General features: G+C 71.0%; 19 protein-coding genes. 15 read left to right on the top strand and 4 right to left on the bottom strand.

What is annotated here, in order from left to right:
• The first annotated feature begins 35 nt into the window (after positions 1–35).
• The gene (locus tag OG828_RS17530) at positions 36–1,631 is read left to right on the top strand and encodes a Na+/H+ antiporter (protein ID WP_328501672.1); all 1,596 of its coding nucleotides are present in this window, start codon (positions 36–38) and stop codon (positions 1,629–1,631) included.
• A 58-nt stretch (positions 1,632–1,689) separates the two neighbouring features.
• On the opposite strand, the gene OG828_RS17525 is transcribed toward OG828_RS17530, so the two are convergent.
• Positions 1,690–2,598, bottom strand: coding sequence for a 1-aminocyclopropane-1-carboxylate deaminase/D-cysteine desulfhydrase (locus OG828_RS17525; RefSeq protein ID WP_328357161.1), 909 nt, complete (start codon positions 2,596–2,598; stop codon positions 1,690–1,692).
• 169 nt (positions 2,599–2,767) lie between these two features.
• A complete protein-coding gene (locus tag OG828_RS17520; protein ID WP_328504885.1) occupies positions 2,768–3,346 on the bottom strand; it encodes an N-acetylmuramoyl-L-alanine amidase in 579 nt (192 codons plus the stop codon).
• A gap of 222 nt (positions 3,347–3,568) precedes the next feature.
• Between OG828_RS17520 and OG828_RS17515 the strand changes: the two genes are divergently transcribed.
• The 3 genes from OG828_RS17515 (at position 3,569) to OG828_RS17505 (ending at position 7,322) form a co-directional block, all read left to right on the top strand.
• Positions 3,569–4,972, top strand: a complete 1,404-nt coding sequence (locus OG828_RS17515; RefSeq protein WP_328357158.1) for a family 2B encapsulin nanocompartment shell protein — start codon at positions 3,569–3,571, stop codon at positions 4,970–4,972.
• A 111-nt stretch (positions 4,973–5,083) separates the two neighbouring features.
• Complete coding sequence (locus OG828_RS17510; RefSeq protein WP_328501671.1) at positions 5,084–6,223, top strand: family 2 encapsulin nanocompartment cargo protein polyprenyl transferase; 1,140 nt, start codon at positions 5,084–5,086, stop codon at positions 6,221–6,223.
• Positions 6,224–6,713: 490 nt separating this feature from the next.
• Positions 6,714–7,322 (top strand): GNAT family N-acetyltransferase, encoded by a 609-nt coding sequence (locus tag OG828_RS17505; RefSeq protein ID WP_328501670.1) that lies wholly within the window; start codon positions 6,714–6,716, stop codon positions 7,320–7,322.
• 97 nt (positions 7,323–7,419) lie between these two features.
• On the opposite strand, the gene OG828_RS17500 is transcribed toward OG828_RS17505, so the two are convergent.
• Complete coding sequence (locus tag OG828_RS17500) at positions 7,420–8,010, bottom strand: TetR/AcrR family transcriptional regulator (protein ID WP_328501669.1); 591 nt, start codon at positions 8,008–8,010, stop codon at positions 7,420–7,422.
• Positions 8,011–8,122: 112 nt separating this feature from the next.
• Between OG828_RS17500 and OG828_RS17495 the strand changes: the two genes are divergently transcribed.
• From OG828_RS17495 to OG828_RS17470, 6 genes are all read left to right on the top strand, one after another.
• Complete coding sequence (locus tag OG828_RS17495) at positions 8,123–8,707, top strand: dihydrofolate reductase family protein (protein WP_328501668.1); 585 nt, start codon at positions 8,123–8,125, stop codon at positions 8,705–8,707.
• Between the two features lie 26 nt (positions 8,708–8,733).
• Positions 8,734–8,940, top strand: coding sequence for a hypothetical protein (locus tag OG828_RS17490; protein WP_328357145.1), 207 nt, complete (start codon positions 8,734–8,736; stop codon positions 8,938–8,940).
• A gap of 87 nt (positions 8,941–9,027) precedes the next feature.
• Entirely contained in the window at positions 9,028–9,441 is a 414-nt protein-coding gene (locus tag OG828_RS17485; RefSeq protein WP_328357143.1) for a YciI family protein, read from the top strand.
• Positions 9,442–9,443: 2 nt separating this feature from the next.
• A complete protein-coding gene (locus OG828_RS17480) occupies positions 9,444–10,643 on the top strand; it encodes an RNA polymerase sigma factor (protein WP_328501667.1) in 1,200 nt (399 codons plus the stop codon).
• Between the two features lie 9 nt (positions 10,644–10,652).
• Positions 10,653–10,976, top strand: coding sequence for a DUF952 domain-containing protein (locus tag OG828_RS17475; protein ID WP_328438614.1), 324 nt, complete (start codon positions 10,653–10,655; stop codon positions 10,974–10,976).
• On the top strand, positions 10,973–11,215 hold the full coding sequence (locus tag OG828_RS17470) for a hypothetical protein (protein ID WP_328501666.1): 243 nt from the start codon (positions 10,973–10,975) through the stop codon (positions 11,213–11,215). The genes OG828_RS17475 and OG828_RS17470 overlap by 4 nt, the downstream gene beginning before the upstream one ends.
• Here the strand turns inward: OG828_RS17470 and OG828_RS17465 are convergent.
• Positions 11,212–11,946: a VOC family protein gene (locus tag OG828_RS17465; RefSeq protein ID WP_328501665.1), complete on the bottom strand. Its 735-nt coding sequence runs from the start codon at positions 11,944–11,946 to the stop codon at positions 11,212–11,214. The two genes, OG828_RS17470 and OG828_RS17465, sit on opposite strands and share 4 nt — an antisense overlap.
• Before the next feature lie 147 nt (positions 11,947–12,093).
• Here OG828_RS17465 and OG828_RS17460 point away from each other — a divergent pair, with 147 nt between their 5' ends.
• The 5 genes from OG828_RS17460 to OG828_RS17440 all read left to right on the top strand — a co-directional run bounded on the left by OG828_RS17460 (position 12,094) and on the right by OG828_RS17440 (position 17,200).
• Complete coding sequence (locus OG828_RS17460; protein WP_328501664.1) at positions 12,094–13,245, top strand: inorganic phosphate transporter; 1,152 nt, start codon at positions 12,094–12,096, stop codon at positions 13,243–13,245.
• 16 nt (positions 13,246–13,261) lie between these two features.
• A complete protein-coding gene (locus OG828_RS17455; RefSeq protein ID WP_328357133.1) occupies positions 13,262–13,495 on the top strand; it encodes a hypothetical protein in 234 nt (77 codons plus the stop codon).
• Between the two features lie 27 nt (positions 13,496–13,522).
• Positions 13,523–14,410, top strand: a complete 888-nt coding sequence (gene ppk2, locus OG828_RS17450; RefSeq protein WP_328357130.1) for a polyphosphate kinase 2 — start codon at positions 13,523–13,525, stop codon at positions 14,408–14,410.
• 160 nt (positions 14,411–14,570) lie between these two features.
• Positions 14,571–16,400: a histidinol-phosphate aminotransferase family protein gene (locus tag OG828_RS17445; protein WP_328501663.1), complete on the top strand. Its 1,830-nt coding sequence runs from the start codon at positions 14,571–14,573 to the stop codon at positions 16,398–16,400.
• Positions 16,397–17,200, top strand: a complete 804-nt coding sequence (locus OG828_RS17440) for a phosphatidate cytidylyltransferase (protein ID WP_328501662.1) — start codon at positions 16,397–16,399, stop codon at positions 17,198–17,200. Before OG828_RS17445 ends, OG828_RS17440 begins: the two co-directional genes overlap by 4 nt.
• The last annotated feature ends 283 nt before the right edge of the window (positions 17,201–17,483 follow it).

The raw sequence follows: 17,483 nt of genomic DNA, 5'->3' as shown, positions 1-17,483 counted from the left end.
GTGGACGACCGCGCGGAAAAACGAGGGCGGGAACGATGGACGTGATGCCACTGCTGTTGCTGGTGGCGGGCAGTGCCGTCGTCGCGGCGGCCGCCCGGCGCACCCCGGTGCCGGCTCCCCTGCTGCTGGTCGCGGCCGGGCTGGCGGTCTCGTACGTCCCCGGAGTGCCCGATTACACGCTCGACCCGCACATCGTCCTGCCGCTCGTCCTGCCCCCGCTGCTGCACTCGGCGGCCACCGACAGCTCGTACCTCGATCTGCGCGCGCAAATGCGGCCTGTGGCGCTGCTGTCGGTGGGGTACGTGCTCTTCGCCACTTTCGCGGTCGGCTGGGCGGCCTATGTGATCGTCCCCGATCTGCCGCTGACCGCGGCGCTGGTGCTCGGCGCGGTGGTGGCGCCGCCGGACGCGGTGGCGGCGACGGCGATCGCGCGCCGGGTGGGGCTGCCGTCCCGGATCACCACGATCCTCCAGGGCGAGTCCCTGGTGAACGACGCCACCGCGATCACCGCCTACCGCGTGGCCCTCGCGGCCGCGGTCGGGGAGGGCGCCACCTGGGCGGGCGGGATCGCCGAGTTCGTGGTCGCGGCGGTCGGAGGCGTCGGCATCGGACTGGTGCTGATGGTGCCGATCCACTGGCTGCGCGTCCACGTCAAGGAGGCGCTGCTGCAGAACACGCTCTCCCTGATGATCCCCTTCGTCGCCTACGCGGCCGCCGAGCAGGTGCACGCCTCCGGAGTGCTCGCCGTCGTGGTCGTCGCCCTCTATCTGGGACATCGCGCGTGGGAGGTCGACTTCGCGACCCGCCTGCAGGAGGACGCGGTCTGGAAGATGGTGGCGTTCGTCCTGGAGTCGTCGGTGTTCGCGCTGATCGGACTGCAACTGCCGGTCGTTCTCGAGGGACTCGGGGAGTACGAGGGTGCCGCCGCGGCCTGGTACGCGGTGGCCGTCTTCCTGGTCGTCGTCGCGGCCCGGTTCGTGTGGGTGTATCCGCTGGCCTACCTGTCGCGCCTGCTGTTCGCGGGGGCGCGTCAGCGCAGGCCGTACCCCGTCTGGAAGGGGTTGTTCGTCATGTCCTGGGCCGGGATGAGGGGTGTGGTCTCGCTGGCGATCGCCTTCTCGATCCCGCTGACCGTCGATGACGGAGAGCCCTTCCCCGAGCGCAACCTCATCCTCTTCCTGACCTTCACGACGGTCATCGGCACGCTGGTCCTGCAGGGCGTCACGCTGCCCCCGCTGATCCGCCTGCTGAAGCTGCCCGGCCGGGACGAGCAGGCCGAGACCCTCGCCGAGGCGAACGCCCAGGCGCAGGCCTCCCGGGCCGCCGAGCGACGCCTGGACGAACTCCTCTCCGACGAACGCAACGCCCTCCCCGGGCCCCTCGCCGACCGCCTCCGCACCGTCCTGGAGCGCCGCCGCAACGCCGTCTGGGAACGCCTCGGCGCGGTCAATCCCGTCACCGGCGAAACCGCCGACGACACCTATCGCCGGCTGTCCCGGGAGATGATCGGCGCCGAACGCGAGGTGTTCGTCAAGCTGCGCGACGGCCGCTACATCGACGACGAGATGCTGCGGACGTTGCTGCGCAGGCTGGATCTGGAGGAGGCGGCGGCGTTCCGGGAGACCACGTAAGCGTGCGGGCCGGTGGGGGCTGGTCGCGCAGTTCCCCGCGCCCCTTTGGGGCGCGGGGTCAGTTGAAGGGGCGGCCCGTGATGATTGCTGCCACCGTCGTCCCGCGCGGGAAGGCGCTCTCTTCCGTGAGGGCGACAAGGGCGTACAGCAACTTGGCGACATAGAGACGTTCGACGGGCAGGCCGTGGCGGGTTTCGAAGTCGTCGGCGAAGGCGTCCAGGGTGGGGGTGGTGCGGGCGTAGCCGCCGAAGTGGAAGCGGTCGTCCAGGGTCCAGGTGCCGCGGGGGCCACCGAAGGCCTGGGACTGGAGGGCCTGGACGTCGGCGGTGAGGAAACCCCCTTTGAGCACCGGAACGCCGAGCGCGCGCTGGTCGGGGGCGAGACCCGCGGCCAGTCCGGCGAGTGTGCCGCCGGTGCCGCAGGCGACCGCGACGACGTCGGCCAGACCGCGCAGCTCCTCGCCGAGCGCCTGACAGCCGCGTACGGCAAGGCGGTTGCTGCCGCCCTCGGGGACGACGTACGCGTCCTCGGCGCTCGACGCGCGCAGGACGGCCGCCAGGGTGTCGGGTTCGGACTTGCGGCGGTACGTCGATCTGTCGACGAAGTGCAGGCGCATGCCGTCGGCCGCGCACCGGGCCAGGGAGGGGTTGAGGGGGCGGTCGGCGAGTTCCTGGCCGCGGACCACGCCGACCGTGGGCAGGCCGAGGAGGCGGCCCGCGGCGGCCGTGGCCCGCAGGTGGTTGGAGTAGGCGCCGCCGAAGGTGACGACGGTGCGCCCGGCCGCCGCGGTGAGGTTCGGCGCGAGCTTGCGCCACTTGTTGCCGATCAGCTCCGGGTGGATCAGGTCATCGCGCTTGAGGAGCAGGCGGATGCCGTAGCGGGTGAAACGGTCGTCCGTGACCTCCTGCACGGGCGAGGGGAGGCGGGGGTGCAGGTCGGTGAGGGGGGAGGTGTCGGAGCCGGGCACCTCGTCATTGTCGCCGCCGAGCGCTCCGCGGGAAGTGCCGCGGTGTGCCGTCGGTCGGCTGCGGCGCCGTCGTGGCTGGTCGCGCCCACGCGGCGGAGCCGCATATCAGACACAGCCCCGCGCCCCTTCGGGGCGCTGCCGAACTGCAGTCGACTTCACCCGGCCTGGCTTAGTTCAGCCGGTCCCGGATGCGCTGCCGCATCGCCGCCATGGTGAATCCGCGCGGGTCCACTTTCCCCGGCTGCCATTCCAGATGGCCGATGACAGAGCGCTCGTTCCAGCCGTGGTGGCGGCAGACCGCGGCGGCGGCCCGCTCGATCGCCTCCAACTGGGCCGCGGGCCAGGGGTCCTTGCCGTCGCCGAGGTTCTCGCACTCGAAGCCGTAGAAGTGGCGGTTGCCGTCGGTGTTGGCCTCGTTGTCCGGCGGGAGCGCCTTCTCGGCGATCACCGCGCGCAGGACGTCGTCGTCGCCGAGACCCGCGTGGTTGGCGCGGCCGTAGCCGACCAGGTGGACGGTGCCGTCCTTGGTGATCACGCCCTGGCACAGGGGGCCCGGCAGACCCTCGTAGCCGTTCCGGCACAGATCGACCGTGTGTTTGCTGCCCTTGGTCACCGTGTGGTGGATCATCACGCCGTGGACCGGTCCCCACGGGCCTTTGTGGTTGCGGTTGTGATGCCGCCAGTCGCCGACCTCGACGACCTTTAAGCCTTCCGCACGCAATCTCTTCAGGAAGTTGTCCGCGGACATGGGTGAGGCCATGACCGTCTCCTTCGCGCTGCACGACGACCGCCGGACGCGGGCGTCTGGTGATGGCGGTGGACGGGGTCCCCATGAATGCCCAAGCGGACCGTGATCCATTCCCGCTCTTTCGTGTAATAGCACCAGCACGCTCCGTGATGGAAGGCTTTGCCGTGCAGATCGATGCCCGGCGCAGATCGGCGCCGTTGCAGACCGGGAGGGCAATTCCACATGTCGGTAGGCGAAGAGGTCCGCACCGAGCAGGACAGGCCGCAGCAGAGTCTCGGCACGGCGGCCGCGCGGAACCTGGCCACCACCACCAAGTCCGTACCCCAGATGCAGGAGATCAGCTCCCGCTGGCTGCTGCGCATGCTGCCCTGGGTGAATGTGGAGGGCGGCACATACCGAGTGAACCGCCGCCTCACATACGCCGTGGGCGACGCCCGCGTGACGTTCGTGAAGACCGGCGACCGGGTCGAGGTCATCCCCGCGGAGCTGCGCGAACTGCCGGCCCTGCGGTCGTACGAGGACGAGGAGGTGCTCTCCGAGCTGGCCCAGCGGTGCCGGCAGCAGGAGTTCGCCCCCGGCCAGGTGATCGCCGAGTTCGGCAGCCCGACCGGCGAGGTGTATCTGCTCGCGCACGGCAAGGTGGAGAAGGTCGGCACCGGCCCGTACGGCGACGACGCGGGCCTCGGAGTCCTCGCCGACGGCGCGTACTTCGGCGAACAGGCGCTGCTGGACCCGGACGCCATCTGGGAGTACACGGCCCGCGCGCTCACCGCCTGCACGGTGCTCGTCCTCTCCCGCCAGGACGTCGAGCAGATCGCGGAGCGCGCCGACTCCCTGAGCGCGCACTTCGAGGAGCTGCGCGCGATCCCCGAGCAGCGGACCAACAAGTACGGCGAGAAGGAGATCGACCTCTCGGCCGGCCACTCCGGTGAACCGGACATCCCGCACACCTTCGTCGACTACGAGGCCAGGCCCCGTGAGTACGAACTGAGCGTCGCCCAGACCGTCCTGCGCATCCACTCGCGCGTGGCCGACCTCTACAACAAGCCGATGAACCAGACGGAGCAGCAGCTGAGGCTGACGGTCGAGGCGCTGAAGGAGCGCCAGGAGCACGAGCTCATCAACAACCGCGAGTTCGGACTGCTCAACAACTGCGAGTACGAGCAGCGCATCCAGCCGCACGACGGCGTGCCCGGCCCGGACGACATGGACGAGCTGCTCAGCAGGCGCCGCGGCACCAAGCTGTTCCTCGCCCACCCGCGCGCGATCGCCGCGTTCGGCCGCGAGCTGAACAAGCGCGGACTGGTGCCCGAGACCATCGACATCGGCGGCAACCGCATCCCGACCTGGCGCGGTGTCCCGGTCTTCCCGTGCAACAAGATCCCGGTCAGCGACGCCCGTACGACCTCGATCATCGCGATGCGTACCGGCGAGTCCGACCAGGGCGTCATCGGTCTGCACGCGACCGGTATCCCGGACGAGATCGAGCCGAGCCTGTCCGTGCGCTTCATGGGCATCAACGAACAGGCGGTCATCAACTACCTGGTGACGGCGTACTACTCGGCCGCGGTCCTGGTGCCGGACGCGCTCGGCGTCCTGGAGAACGTCGAGATCGGCCGCTGGTGACCGTCCCCGTCCGCACGCGGTGTCCCCGCCCGCCAGGGCGGGTACACCGTCGGGGTACGCGCCCAGCCGTAGCGGAAGCGCCACCGCCCGCCCACTCTCCGAGGCGATCCCATGGGTGAGTTCATGACGGAGGCGAAGCAACGCGCCCCCGGACCAAGGCGGTTCACCGAGACACCGGAAAGGCAAGGGCCCATCGCGAAGCGGACGGACACGGCCCCTGACCGGCTCGACGGGCACGAGGCGCCGGCGATCCTGGAGCGTGCCCGGACATCGGTCGACCCCGTCCTGCGCGCCGCCGTCGAGTCGCTGCCCGGCTCCATGCGCCGTATCGCGCTCTACCACTTCGGGTGGGAGCACGCGGACGGCACACCGGCGGCGGGCAACGGGGGCAAGGCGATCCGTCCCGCACTCGTCCTCACCGCGGCCGCCGCGCTCGGCGGACCCGCGGCACGGACGGCGGCCGCGCGGGCGGCCGCGGCGGTGGAGCTGGTCCACAACTTCACGCTCTTGCACGACGACGTGATGGACCGGGACACCACCCGACGGCACCGGCCCACCGCCTGGACCGTGTTCGGCGACGCCGACGCGATCCTCGCCGGGGACGCCCTCCAGGCGCTCGCGCTGCGGCTGCTCGCCGAGGACCCGCATCCGGCGTCCGCGGCGGCCGGGGTCCGGCTCGCGGACTGTGTCGTCGAACTGTGCGCCGGTCAGCACGCGGACGTGGCCATGGAGCGGCGCGGCCCCGACGAGGTCGGCCTCGACGAAGTGCTCGCCATGGCCGAGGCGAAGACGGGCGCGCTGCTCGGGTGCGCCTGTGCGCTGGGCGCGCTGTATGCGGGGGCGGCGAAGGAGGACGTCGAGGCGATGGACGCGTTCGGCCGGGAGGCCGGGCTCGCCTTCCAGCTCATCGACGACGTGATCGGCATATGGGGCGACCCGTGCCGCACCGGCAAGCCGGCCGGAGCGGACCTGGCCGTCCGCAAGAAGTCGCTGCCGGTGGTCGCCGCGCTGGTCTCCGGCACCCCGGCCGCGGCCGCACTCGCCGAGCTCTACCGGGGGCCGTATCAGGAGGCCGACCTGGAGCGCACCGCACTGGCCGTGGAGCAGGCGGGTGGCCGTGACTGGGCGCAGGCCCAGGCAGCCGACCGCATGGCCCACGCCATGCGGCAGCTCTCCCGGGCGGTCCCGGACCCGGAGGCGGCGGGCGGCCTGCTCGCGCTGGCGGAGTTCGTGACGCGGCGGAGCGGTTGAGGTCATGCGGAGTCGGTGACCGAGTCCGTGAGGCCGCACGGCAGTTGAGGTCGGCTGACGTCACTGTGACCAGTCGGCCCGGAATGACCCCGGAGCCTCCGGGCCCGCGCGGCTCCTGACCCCGCACGGTCACCGGAGGCTCCGGCACGGCGGGCCCCGCGCATCCCCACGGGTGCTGTTGGCGAACTCACCCAACAGACGCCGATTGGAAGATTCGGGCCAGGTCACGCCGCTAGAACCCGCAGATCGCCGGCCCGAATCTTCCAATTGCGGCGGCTGACGGAATTCGCCGACAGCGTTCCCCCGGTGCGCGGGGCCCGTCTCTTGTCGGCCGGAGGAGCGGATCCCGTCCTTGCCGGTCATGAGGAGCGGGGCCGCCCTTGCCGGTCAGAGGAGCGGAGTCCCCCTTTCCGCCCGAAGGACCGGCACAGCAACCGGATAGGCTTCAACGGCCGTACGATCAAGGCCGGTTGAGGTGAAGGGGCGACACATGGGCGTGGCGATCCGGACGGCGGGCGAGGGCGACCGGGACCTGGTGGTCCGGCTCCTGGATGAGGCCTTCCAGGACGACCCGGTCAGCAGCTGGATCTTCCCTGGCGCCGCATACCGCCGTACGACCCACCCCAAGCTGATGGCGGCCTTCACGGACGTCGTGCTCGCCGAGGGCCGGATCGACGTCACCGTGGACGGCACGGCCTGCGCGCTCTGGCTGTCCGTGCCCGCGGCGGACGAGGCGGACCCGGACGACGCCCACGCCGACGACAGCGAAGCCGCGCAGCTGCGCGAGGCCGTCGATCCGGACAACGAGCGCGTCGAGCTGATCGACCGGCTCACGGCCGAGATCCACCCCGCGGACCGGGCCCACGCCTACCTGTGGATGATCGGCGTCGCGCCCGGTCACCAGGGCAAGGGTCTCGGTACCGCCCTTATCGCCGCGACCCTCGACCGCTGCGACCGTGAGGGGCTGCCGGCGTATCTGGAGGCGAGCAACGCGCGCAGCCGCGGGCTGTATGAGCGGCTCGGGTTCGAGTTCACCGGCCGTGCGCTTGTCCTGCCGGACGGGCCGACCATGTGGCCTATGTGGCGTGAACCTCGCTGAGTGCTCCGCTGGGGGTGGTTCGTCACCTGCGGGTCCGTCGTGGCTGGTCGCGCAGTTCCCCGCGCCCCTACGGGGCGCGGCAGATCAGGGCTGCTGATCACGCCTCCGGCACCACCGTCGTCACGATCCGTTCCACCAGGCCCTCCGGGACCGTGATCCCCGGCAGTACGCCGTCCAGGACGCCCGGCAGGGTCAGGTGCTCCAGGATCAGGCCGAGCATCGTGAGATACAGGACGGCGACGGTCTCGTCGCCGCCGGGCAGGCCGGCGTCGCGGTGGAATTCCATGCCGTACTCGAGGTCGCCGCGGACCGACTTGGTGAACGAGGTGCGCAGTTCGGGGCGGCGGGTGGCTTCCAGGCGCATCTCCAGGAGGGCGAGATAGCCCGTGCGGTCGCCGGTCGCGCGGGCCATCAGGTCGTGCATGAAGGCGGTGACCAGGGCGCGGTCCCTCGGTCTGGTCATCAGCTCGTGCAGCATCTCGGGGTCCGGCGCCAGCCGTACGTGGAGCCGGGCGTCGATCTGGCGCAGCAGATCGTCGCGCCCGGTGAAGTAGTTGGAGGCAGTGCCCACCGGCACCCCGGCCTCGACGTCCACCGCGCGGAACGTCAGCCCCCGCGCCCCCTCCCGCGCGAGCACCTCGACCCCGGCGTCGACGAGCGCGGCCCGGCGCTCCGGATTCCTGGCCAATGCGGAACCTCTTCTCCTACTTGATTCGGGCGCCGAAAATGCCTTGCAACCACTACAGACGAAGTACTACAACTGAAGTGGTTCACTGGCCAGCCTACGGAAAGAGACCAGCTTGCGAAAGCTCACGTACTACATCGCCTGCTCGCTCGACGGCTTCATCGGCGACCCGTCCGGCGACGCGACCGCCATGCTCAGCTTCGTCGACGAGGAGTTCTTCGAGTTCCTCAAGAGCGAATACCCCGAGACCCTGCCCACCCACGGCCGCCGCGCACTCGGCCTGGACGACCTGGAGAACAAGCGGTTCGACACGATCATCCAGGGCCGCGGCAGCTACGAGCTGGCGCTGAAGGAAGGCGTCACCAGCCCGTACGCCCATCTGCGCGAGTACGTCGCCTCCCGCACCCTGAAGGAGTCACCGGACCCGCATGTCGAGATCATCGCCGACGATCTGGTCGGCAAGGTCCGGGAACTGAAGGAGGAGGACGGCGAGTTCGGCATCTATCTGTGCGGCGGCGCGCAGATCGCGGGTGAACTGCTCGACGAGGTCGACGAACTCGTCATCAAGTCGTATCCGATCGTGTACGGCTCGGGCATGCCGATGTTCGGTTCCGGCTCCGCGGTCACGGAGTTCACGCTCGACGACGTGCGCACGTTCAAGAACGGTGCGGTCGTGCGGACGTACAGCAGGAAGCGCTGAGGCCCTCACCGCTCTACCCTTGGGACATGGACAGCGAAAAGCATGCCTGTCCCGTCTGCGGACAGCCCGTCGCGACAGTCATCAAGCGCCACAAGACGCTGGGCGCATGGGTTCCGGTGTGGGTTCCGGGACCGTGCCACAACCCCGAGTGCAAGGCATACGTCGACACGGGCGCCGAGCCCGTCGAGGAGCCTGCGAAGAGCACGACGAAGAACACCGCCGAGAAAAACTGAAGCCCGTGTCGAGAAGCGTCGGCCGGCTCCGACGTCCCCTGTGAGAGCCGCCCACCGGAGGGCGGCCCGAACCGAAGGAGCGGACTGATGAAGTATCTGGTGATGGTGCAGGGCTCGCAGGCGGACTACGAGGCGATGAAGGGAAACGCCTCCGCGCACTCGCCGGCCTGGACGGAGAAGGACGTCCAGGCGATGTTCGCCTTCATGAACGCGCTCAACGACGACCTCGCCGAGACCGGTGAAATGGTCGACGGCCAGGGCCTGGCCGAGCCCGCGAAGACCCGGCACGTCAGCCTGGACGCGGAGGGCAAGCCCGTGATCACCGACGGCCCGTACGGCGAGACCAAGGAGCTGCTGGCCGGCTACTGGGTCCTCGACTGCGCGAGCCTGGAGCGGGTCACGGAGATCGCCGAGCGCGTCCTTCGCTGCCCTCAGCCCGCCGGGACCCCCGAGTACCCGGTGGTGATCCGGCCCATCCAGGACGGCGCCGGAGACATCTGACAGTGCGCGACACCATCGAGGACCTGCTGCGCCGGTGCGCGCCGCAGGTCCTCGGCGCGCTGATCCGGCGGTACGGCCATTTCGACGCCGCCGAGGACGCCGTACAGGAGGCGCTGCTCGCGGCGGCCGGGCAGTGGCCGTCGGCCGGCGTTCCCGACAACCCGCGCGGGTGGCTGATCAGGGTGGCCTCGCGGAAGCTGACCGACGCGCTGCGCAGCGAGGAGGCGCGGCGGGCGCGGGAGGAGCGGGCGGCGGCGCTCGCCGTACGGGAGACGTCCGGCGAGGACCGCGCGCCGCGCGAGGACGACACGCTCTCCCTGCTCTTCCTGTGCTGCCACCCCGATCTGACCCCGCCCGCGCGGATCGCCCTCACCCTGCGCGCGGTCGGCGGTTTGACCACGGCGGAGATCGCCCGCGCCCATCTGGTGCCCGAGGCGACCATGGCGCAGCGGATCAGCCGGGCCAAGCAGAAGGTGCGGGGCGTGCGCTTCGGGCGGCCGGACAACTGGGAGGAGCGGCTGCCGGCCGTTCTCCAGATCCTGTATCTGATCTTCAACGAGGGGTACACGGCGACCTCCGGCACCAGCCTCCAGCGCCGTGACCTCGCCGGAGAGGCGATCCGGCTGACCCGGGAGGTCCACCGGCTGCTCCCCGAGGCCGGCGAGGTGTCCGGCCTGCTCGCCCTGATGCTGCTCACCGATGCCCGCCGCGACGCGCGCACCGGACCGCACGGCGAACTCGTCCCGCTCGACGAACAGGACCGCGAGCGCTGGGACAAGGCCGCGATCGACGAGGGCGTCGCCCTGGTCACCAGGGCCCTGGCGCGCGGACCCGCGGGCCCGTACCAGGTGCGGGCCGCCATCGCCGCCGTACACGACGAGGCGCCGTCCGCGGAGGCGACCGACTGGCAGGAGATCCTCGGCCTGTACGACGTGCTGGTACGGCTGGTGCCCGGTCCCGTCGAGCGGCTCAACCGGGCCGTCGCGGTGGCCATGGTCGACGGACCGTACGCCGGACTCGCGGAACTCGACGTACTGGAAGAGGCCGCGGGGCACCGGCGGGACGCCGTACGGGGCCATCTCCTGGAGCGGGCCGGTGAACCGGAAGCCGCCCGCGCCGCCTACAAGTCGGCCGCCGCACAGACCCTGAGCCTGCCGGAGCAACGCTATTTGCAGGCGCGGGCGGCCCGGCTCAGGCCATAGCCTCACTCCATGCCACACATCCTCCACATCACCGAACGCTCCCTCTGGGACGCTGCCCGCGCGCGGGGCACGTACGAGATGTCCACCCGCGGCCGGACCCTCCAGGACGAGGGCTTCATCCACTGCTCGACCCGCGCCCAACTCCCGCGCGTCGCCGAGTTCCTGTACGGCTCGTACGACGGGGCCGATGAGCTGGTGGTCCTGGTCATCGATCCCGAGCGGCTGGACGTACCTCTGAAGTATGAGGCGGCGGAGGCCGGGGGCGAGGACTTCCCGCATGTGTACGGGCCCGTGCCGGTGGGCTCGGTGGTGGACGTGGAGGTGTGGGGGTGAGGGCTGGGCGCCGCCGGTTATGGCGCTGGGCGGTCACCGTGTGGGCGGTCGCCGTCGTCGTCGGGGGTGGGCTGACGCTGTGGCTGCAGGATTCGGCGGAGCCGCCGGAGCCGTACGGCTGGGAGGAGACGGCCTCTCCGACGCCGTCGCTGCCAGAGGACTTCGAGTCTCTCTGTCCGTCCCTGACCTCTCATCCGGACGATGAGGTCATCTTGTGCGCGTACGCGACCATGCGTTAGCCCTGCAGCCCGCCCGTCTCCGGATCGCGGCCGGTCAGGCAGTACGTACCGCCCGCCGGATCCCGCATCACTGTCCAGTGGCGGCCCCCGGCGGCGAAGGACGCGCCCAGGCGCTCGTGCGCGGCGCGGGTCGCCGGGATGTCGGCGCAGGCGAGGTCGAGGTGGGCGGAGGCGGGGCGCTCCTCGCCGAGTCGCTGGAGCAGGATGCGGAGGGGCAGCCCGGGCGGCGGCTTGAGCACGTGGAATTCGGGGAGCGAGCCGGGCGCCGAGGCCCAGTCCGCCAACAGGGCGCTCCAGAAGGCGACTTCGGCGTCGTACAGCGACGGCGGTACGTCGACGCAGACCTGGTCGAGCCGGGTGCCGCGCACCACGGGCGGCCGTACCGACTCCCCGTGCCAGGGCACGGCGCAGAACAACTGCCCGGCGGGGGAGCGGAGCACGGCCCAGTCGTCGTGGTCGGCGACGACATCCGCGCCCGCTGTGAGCGCCGACGCCACCAGGCCCCGTACGTCGTCCGCCGCGAAGTCGAGATGTGCCCCGCCTGCGCCGGAGCCGACCGCCTGGACCTTCACGCAGGCGTCCGCCGCGCCGGGGAGCAGGGTCGCGAACTCCCCGTGGTCGCCCCGCGGCTGTGACAGCCGCGTGTCCGTGACGGCCGTCCAGAATGCGCCGGCGCGGTCGAGGAGTCCGGCGGGGCGGTCGATGAAGGCGTAGGTCCAGCGGATGGTCATGGGGTGATCGTAGGACGGCGGGCCGTAGCCGCTCCGTCCGTTCTCCCGGACGTCCGGCGCTGGAATTTGCGGATGCTAAATGCGACCCGGACGGAGCCTTTGCCTCCAGTTCGCCGGGTATTGGGAAGCGCTTGCTTTGCTCGCACCATGGATCACATCACGTTCCTCGTGGCGGTCGTCATCGTCACGGCGCTGGTCTTCGACTTCACCAACGGATTCCACGACACCGCCAACGCGATGGCGACGTCCATCGCGACCGGAGCGCTCTCACCAAGGACAGCGGTGCTGGTGAGCGGTGTGCTGAACGTCGTCGGCGCCTTCCTCTCCACCGAGGTGGCCAAGACGATCTCCGGCGGCATCGTGGACGACACGCTCGTCACACCCGGGATGATCTTCGCCGGGCTGGTCGGCGCGATCCTGTGGAACCTGCTGACCTGGCTCGCCGGACTCCCGTCGAGTTCCTCGCACGCCCTGTTCGGCGGGCTGATCGGTGCCGTGTGGGTCGGTGCGGGCGCGAACGGCGTGCACTTCGACAAGGTGGTCGAGAAGGTGCTGATCCCGGCGGTGGCCTCGCCGGTCGTCGCCGGTGTCGCCGCGCTGATCGCGACGTACCTCGCCTACCGGCTCACCGCACGGGCCCGGCAGAGGTCCGTGACCAAGGGCTTCCGGCTCGGGCAGATCGCCTCCGCCTCGCTCGTCTCCCTCGCGCACGGCACGAACGACGCGCAGAAGACCATGGGCGTCATCACGCTGACCCTGATCTCCGCGGGCGCCCTCGGCCACGACGCCGGTCCGCCGCTGTGGGTCATCGCGTCCGCCGGTCTCGCGATCGGGCTCGGCACCTACCTCGGCGGCTGGCGGATCATCCGCACCATGGGCAAGGGCCTGACCGAGATCCAGTCGCCGCAGGGCTTCGCCGCCGAGACCGCGTCGACCACCGTCATCCTCACCTCAGCCCACCTCGGCTTCGCCCTGTCCACCACTCAGGTCGCCTCCGGCAGCATCCTCGGCGCGGGACTGGGCAGGCGTCTGGCGGAGGTGCGCTGGGGCGTCGCCGGCCGGATGGTGATCGCCTGGCTGATCACGCTGCCCGCCGCGGCCATCGTCGGAGGCCTGGCCGCCGGCCTGGTCACGCACGGCGGGAACGTCGGTACGGCCGTGGTGGCGCTGGTCGGCGCCGCGGTCGCCACAGGCATCGTCGTCGCCTCGCGCCGCAACCCGGTGGACGCGAAGAACGTGAACGACCACCACGAGGTCTCGATCCGCACGGCGCCGGCGAGCGTCGGCACGGCCGCCTGAGCAGGGGGAGTTGGACATGGAGCTGGACTGGAGCGCCCTCGGTCAGGTCGCCGCGGTGAGCCTCGGCGTCACCGTGGCCGTGGTGGTCGTCTTCGCCCTCGGTGTACTCGGGCTCGCCCGCGTCGAGGGGGCGAGGGAGACTGACGGGGGTACCCATGCGCTCGGCCTCGCCCAGGCCGGACTCTGTTTTCTCGCCTGCGCGGCCGTCGTCGCGTACGGCATCCATCTGATCGTGCCGCGATTCCACTGAAGCACTGAAGCCGGGGAGGGCGACAGGATGACCACGCCACTGCTGTCAGGACTGACGGTCGACTACACCGACCTCGACGAGCCTGTTCTGATCAAGCCGGACGGAAACCCGGTCGAGACCTGGCGGGAGAACTACCCGTACGCCCAGCGCATGGAGCGCAAGGAGTACGACTGGCACAAGCGGCTCCAGCAGATCGAACTGCTGAAGCTGCAGCGCTGGATCAAGGAGACCGGCCGCCGGCTCGTCATCGTCTTCGAGGGGCGGGACGCGGCCGGCAAGGGCGGGACGATCAAGCGCTTCACGGAGCACCTCAATCCGCGCGGCGCACGGGTCGTGGCGCTGGTGAAGCCCACGGAGCGCGAGCGCGGGCAGTGGTACTTCCAGCGCTACGTCGAACACCTGCCGACCGCGGGCGAGATAGTCCTGTTCGACCGCTCCTGGTACAACCGGGCCGGTGTGGAACGGGTGATGGGCTTCTGCTCGGACGACGAGTACTGGCGCTTCATGCGCCAGGCCCCGCTGTTCGAGCGGATGCTGGTCGACGACGGCGTCGACCTGATCAAGTTCTGGTTCTCCGTCTCGCAGAAGGAACAGATCACCCGCTTCACCATCCGCCAGGTCGACCCCGTACGGCAGTGGAAACTCAGCCCGATGGACCTGGCCTCCCTGGACCGCTGGGACGACTACACCGCCGCCAAGGTCGCCATGTTCCGCGAGACGGACACCGAACAGGCGCCCTGGACGGTGGTGAAGTCCAACGACAAGAAGCGCGCCCGCGTCGAGGCCATGCGCAGCGTGCTGGCCCGCTTCGACTACACCGACAAGGACCACGAAATCGTCGGCACGCCGGACCCGCGCATCGTGGGCGCGGCGGCGAACCTGCTGGAAGCGGGGGAGGACGACACGGAGCGGTGATCCGCGCCATCACGGTGAGGGGCCCGGTCGGACAACCGACCGGGCCCTTTCCGTACGGCGCCTGAGTACGCGTACTCAAGTCGGTTGCGTCGCTGTGCCCTGGCTCGCCCGCTCCGCACTCCGCACTATGTGCGTGCTCCCCGTGTCGAGAGAGGTGCTTATGGGCCGTGACCTGGTACAACTGCGCGCTGCCACCCCGGAGGATCTGGAGTGGATTCATGAACTCCGTCACCGGGTCTACGCACGGGAGTTGGGCCAGCACGCGCCGGATCCGTCCGGGCGGCTGCGCGACGGGCTGGACGGCGACAACGTCTACCTGGTCGCGGCGCGCGGCGCGGCCCGTATCGGCTTCGTCAGCCTGACTCCGCCCTGGCTGGGGCGGTACGCGCTGGACAAGTACCTGACCCGCGACGAGCTGCCGCTGCTGAGCGACGGCGACCCGTTCGAGGTCCGCATCCTCACCGTCGAACCGCACCGGCGGTCCACCTCGGCGGCGGCCCTGCTGATGTACGCGGCCCTCCGCTGGATCGCCGCCCGGGGCGGTCGCCATGTGGTGGCGATGGGACGTACGGAACTGCTCGACATGTACCGGGCGGTGGGCCTGCGCCCGGTCGGCCGTACGGTCCACAGCGGGGCGTTGACCTTCGAGGTGCTGACCGGCAGCGTGACCGAGCTGACGAAGGTCGCCCGGGACCGTTACCGCACCACGCTGGAGCGCCTGCGGTCCACCGTGGACTGGCGGCTGGACGTGCCCTTCGCACCCCGGCCGGACGGCTGCGAACACGGCGGGGCCTCGTTCACCGCCATCGGCACGGACTTCCGCAGCCTGCACCGGCGTCATCAAGTGGTCGCGGCCGACGTGCTGGACGCCTGGTTCCCACCGGCCCCCGGCGTGCGGGCGGCGCTGGCGGAAGACCCGGCCTGGTTCGCCCGGACCTCCCCACCCACCGGAGCCGAGGGCCTGGTGGCGGAGATCGCCTCGGCCCGGGGCCTGCCGACGGAGACGCTCGCGGTCGGCGCCGGTTCGTCCGACCTGATCTTCCGGGCGTTCGGCCAGTGGCTGACCCCCGAGAGCAGGGTGCTGCTGATGGACCCGGGCTACGGCGAATACGCCCACGTCACGGAGCGGGTGATCGGCTGCCGGGTGGACCGGTTCCGGTTGCGCCGCGAGGACGGCTGGCGCATCGATCCGGACCGGCTGTCCGCCGCCGTCGCCTCCGGCCGCTACGACCTCGTGGTCGTGGTCAACCCGAATAACCCGACCGGCCGCCACGCGCCCGCCGCGGAGCTGCGCTCACTGATCGCCGCCGCACCGGCCCGGACCCGCTGGTGGATCGACGAGGCATACCTGGGCTACGTCGGCCTGACCGAGTCGCTCGCCGACCTCGCGGCGGTGGACCCGCGCGTGGTGGTCTGCACATCACTGTCCAAGATGTACGCGCTGTCCGGCATGCGGGCCGCGTACCTGGTGGCCGAGCCGACCACCACGGCGCGGCTACGACGATGGACGCCGCCTTGGCCGGTCAGCCTCCCGGCCCAGCTGGCCGCGGTCGCCGCCCTGCGCGACCCGGCGTACTACAGCGACCGCTGGCTCCGCACCCACGCGCTCCGACGGCAACTGGCCGCCGACCTGGCCGGGTTGGACGAGGAGGCGGTGGTCGAGGAAGCCGTGGCCAATTTCCTCACCGTGACCCTGCCGACCGGTGGGCCGAGCGCGGCGGAAGTGGTGAGCGAATGCCGGCGCCACGACGTGTACGTACGCGATCTGTCGCCGCTGTCCCCACGGTACGAGGGACGTACCGTCCGGATCGCGGTCAGGGACACGGCGGAGAACGCGCGCATCGTGGCGGCTTTTGAGGCGGCGCGGGATGCGCTGCGGCCGGGGCGGGCCTCGCGGGATGCGCTACGGCTGGGGCGGTCCGCGCTGGATGCGCCACAGTCGGAACGCGCCTCGGTCTCCGCTCCTCTGGCCACCGGCCCCGCTCGATGATCACCGTGGCCTCACTGGCGCCCTTCCTCGGTGGGGCGTTGGTGCTCGGCGGTATCGGGGTGGCGGTGTCCCGGCGTCGCGAGCTGCTGATCCGGTGGTGCGCCTGGGCGGTCGGAGTGCCGCTGGTCACCGGTGCGTTCTGGCTGGGCCACCCGGGCACCGCGGCGATCGCCATCGTGGTGGGCGTGATCGGAGTGCTGGAGTTCGGCGGGCTGATGCGGCTGGCCTGGGTCGACCGGGCGGTACTGGCCGCCGCGGTCACCGGCGTGGTGCTGGCCGCGTGGCTGGCACCCGGCGAGGTGCTGCGGGCCTTCGCGATCGGAGCGCTCGCGGTGGCCGCGGTGCCCCTGCTGGCCGGCGACGCCGACCACGGCCTGCGCCGCCTCTGCGCCGGTCTGCTCGGACTGGCCTGGCTGAGTGTGCTCGCCACGCTGGTACCGCTCGGGGCAAGCGGGTTGGCGCTGTTCGTGGCGGTCTCGGTCGCCGACATCGTGGCCTACTTCGCCGGCCAACGCCTGGGCGGGCCGCGACTGTCCCCTCTGTCCCCGGCCAAACGCTGGAGCGGAACACTCGCCGGCGCCACAGCCGGCCTCGGCACGCTCGCCGTCCTGTCGGCACTGAGCTGGCCGATGGCGATCGCGGTGGCGGTCGGCGGCCCCGCCGGCGACCTTCTCGAGTCCATGGTCAAGAGGGGCGCGCAGACGAAGGACGCGGGCCAGTGGCTGGCCGGCTCCGGGGGCCTGCTGGACCGGATCGACTCGCTGCTCATCGCGTTGGCGGTGCTGCTTGTGCTGCGGTGACGGCACGTCAAGCGGCGCCCGCGAACTGGCTCGCGACGCGCGAGAGCCCGGCCGGCGAACCGACCGGGCCCTTGGGTACGCCCGTTGACCTGCGATGGTGCACCGATCGCCGGTCATGGAGGCTGACTTGACGTCAGGCCTTCTTGGTCTCCTAGTAATGGGCCGGGTCAGTGATCTGTGGGATCTTTCCTGTCGGGCGCTGACCTGGCCTTTTGGCGATTGGTAGCGATGGGGTGCGACGGTCTTGATCGGGTGTCTTGCGGACTGTATGCGGACTGCCGCG

Source organism: Streptomyces sp. NBC_00457 (assembly GCF_036014015.1).
In the GTDB taxonomy this organism is placed as follows: Bacteria; Actinomycetota; Actinomycetes; order Streptomycetales; family Streptomycetaceae; genus Streptomyces.
Note: the sequence above shows the minus strand (reverse complement) of the source record. Positions and strands in the feature narration are given on the sequence as shown.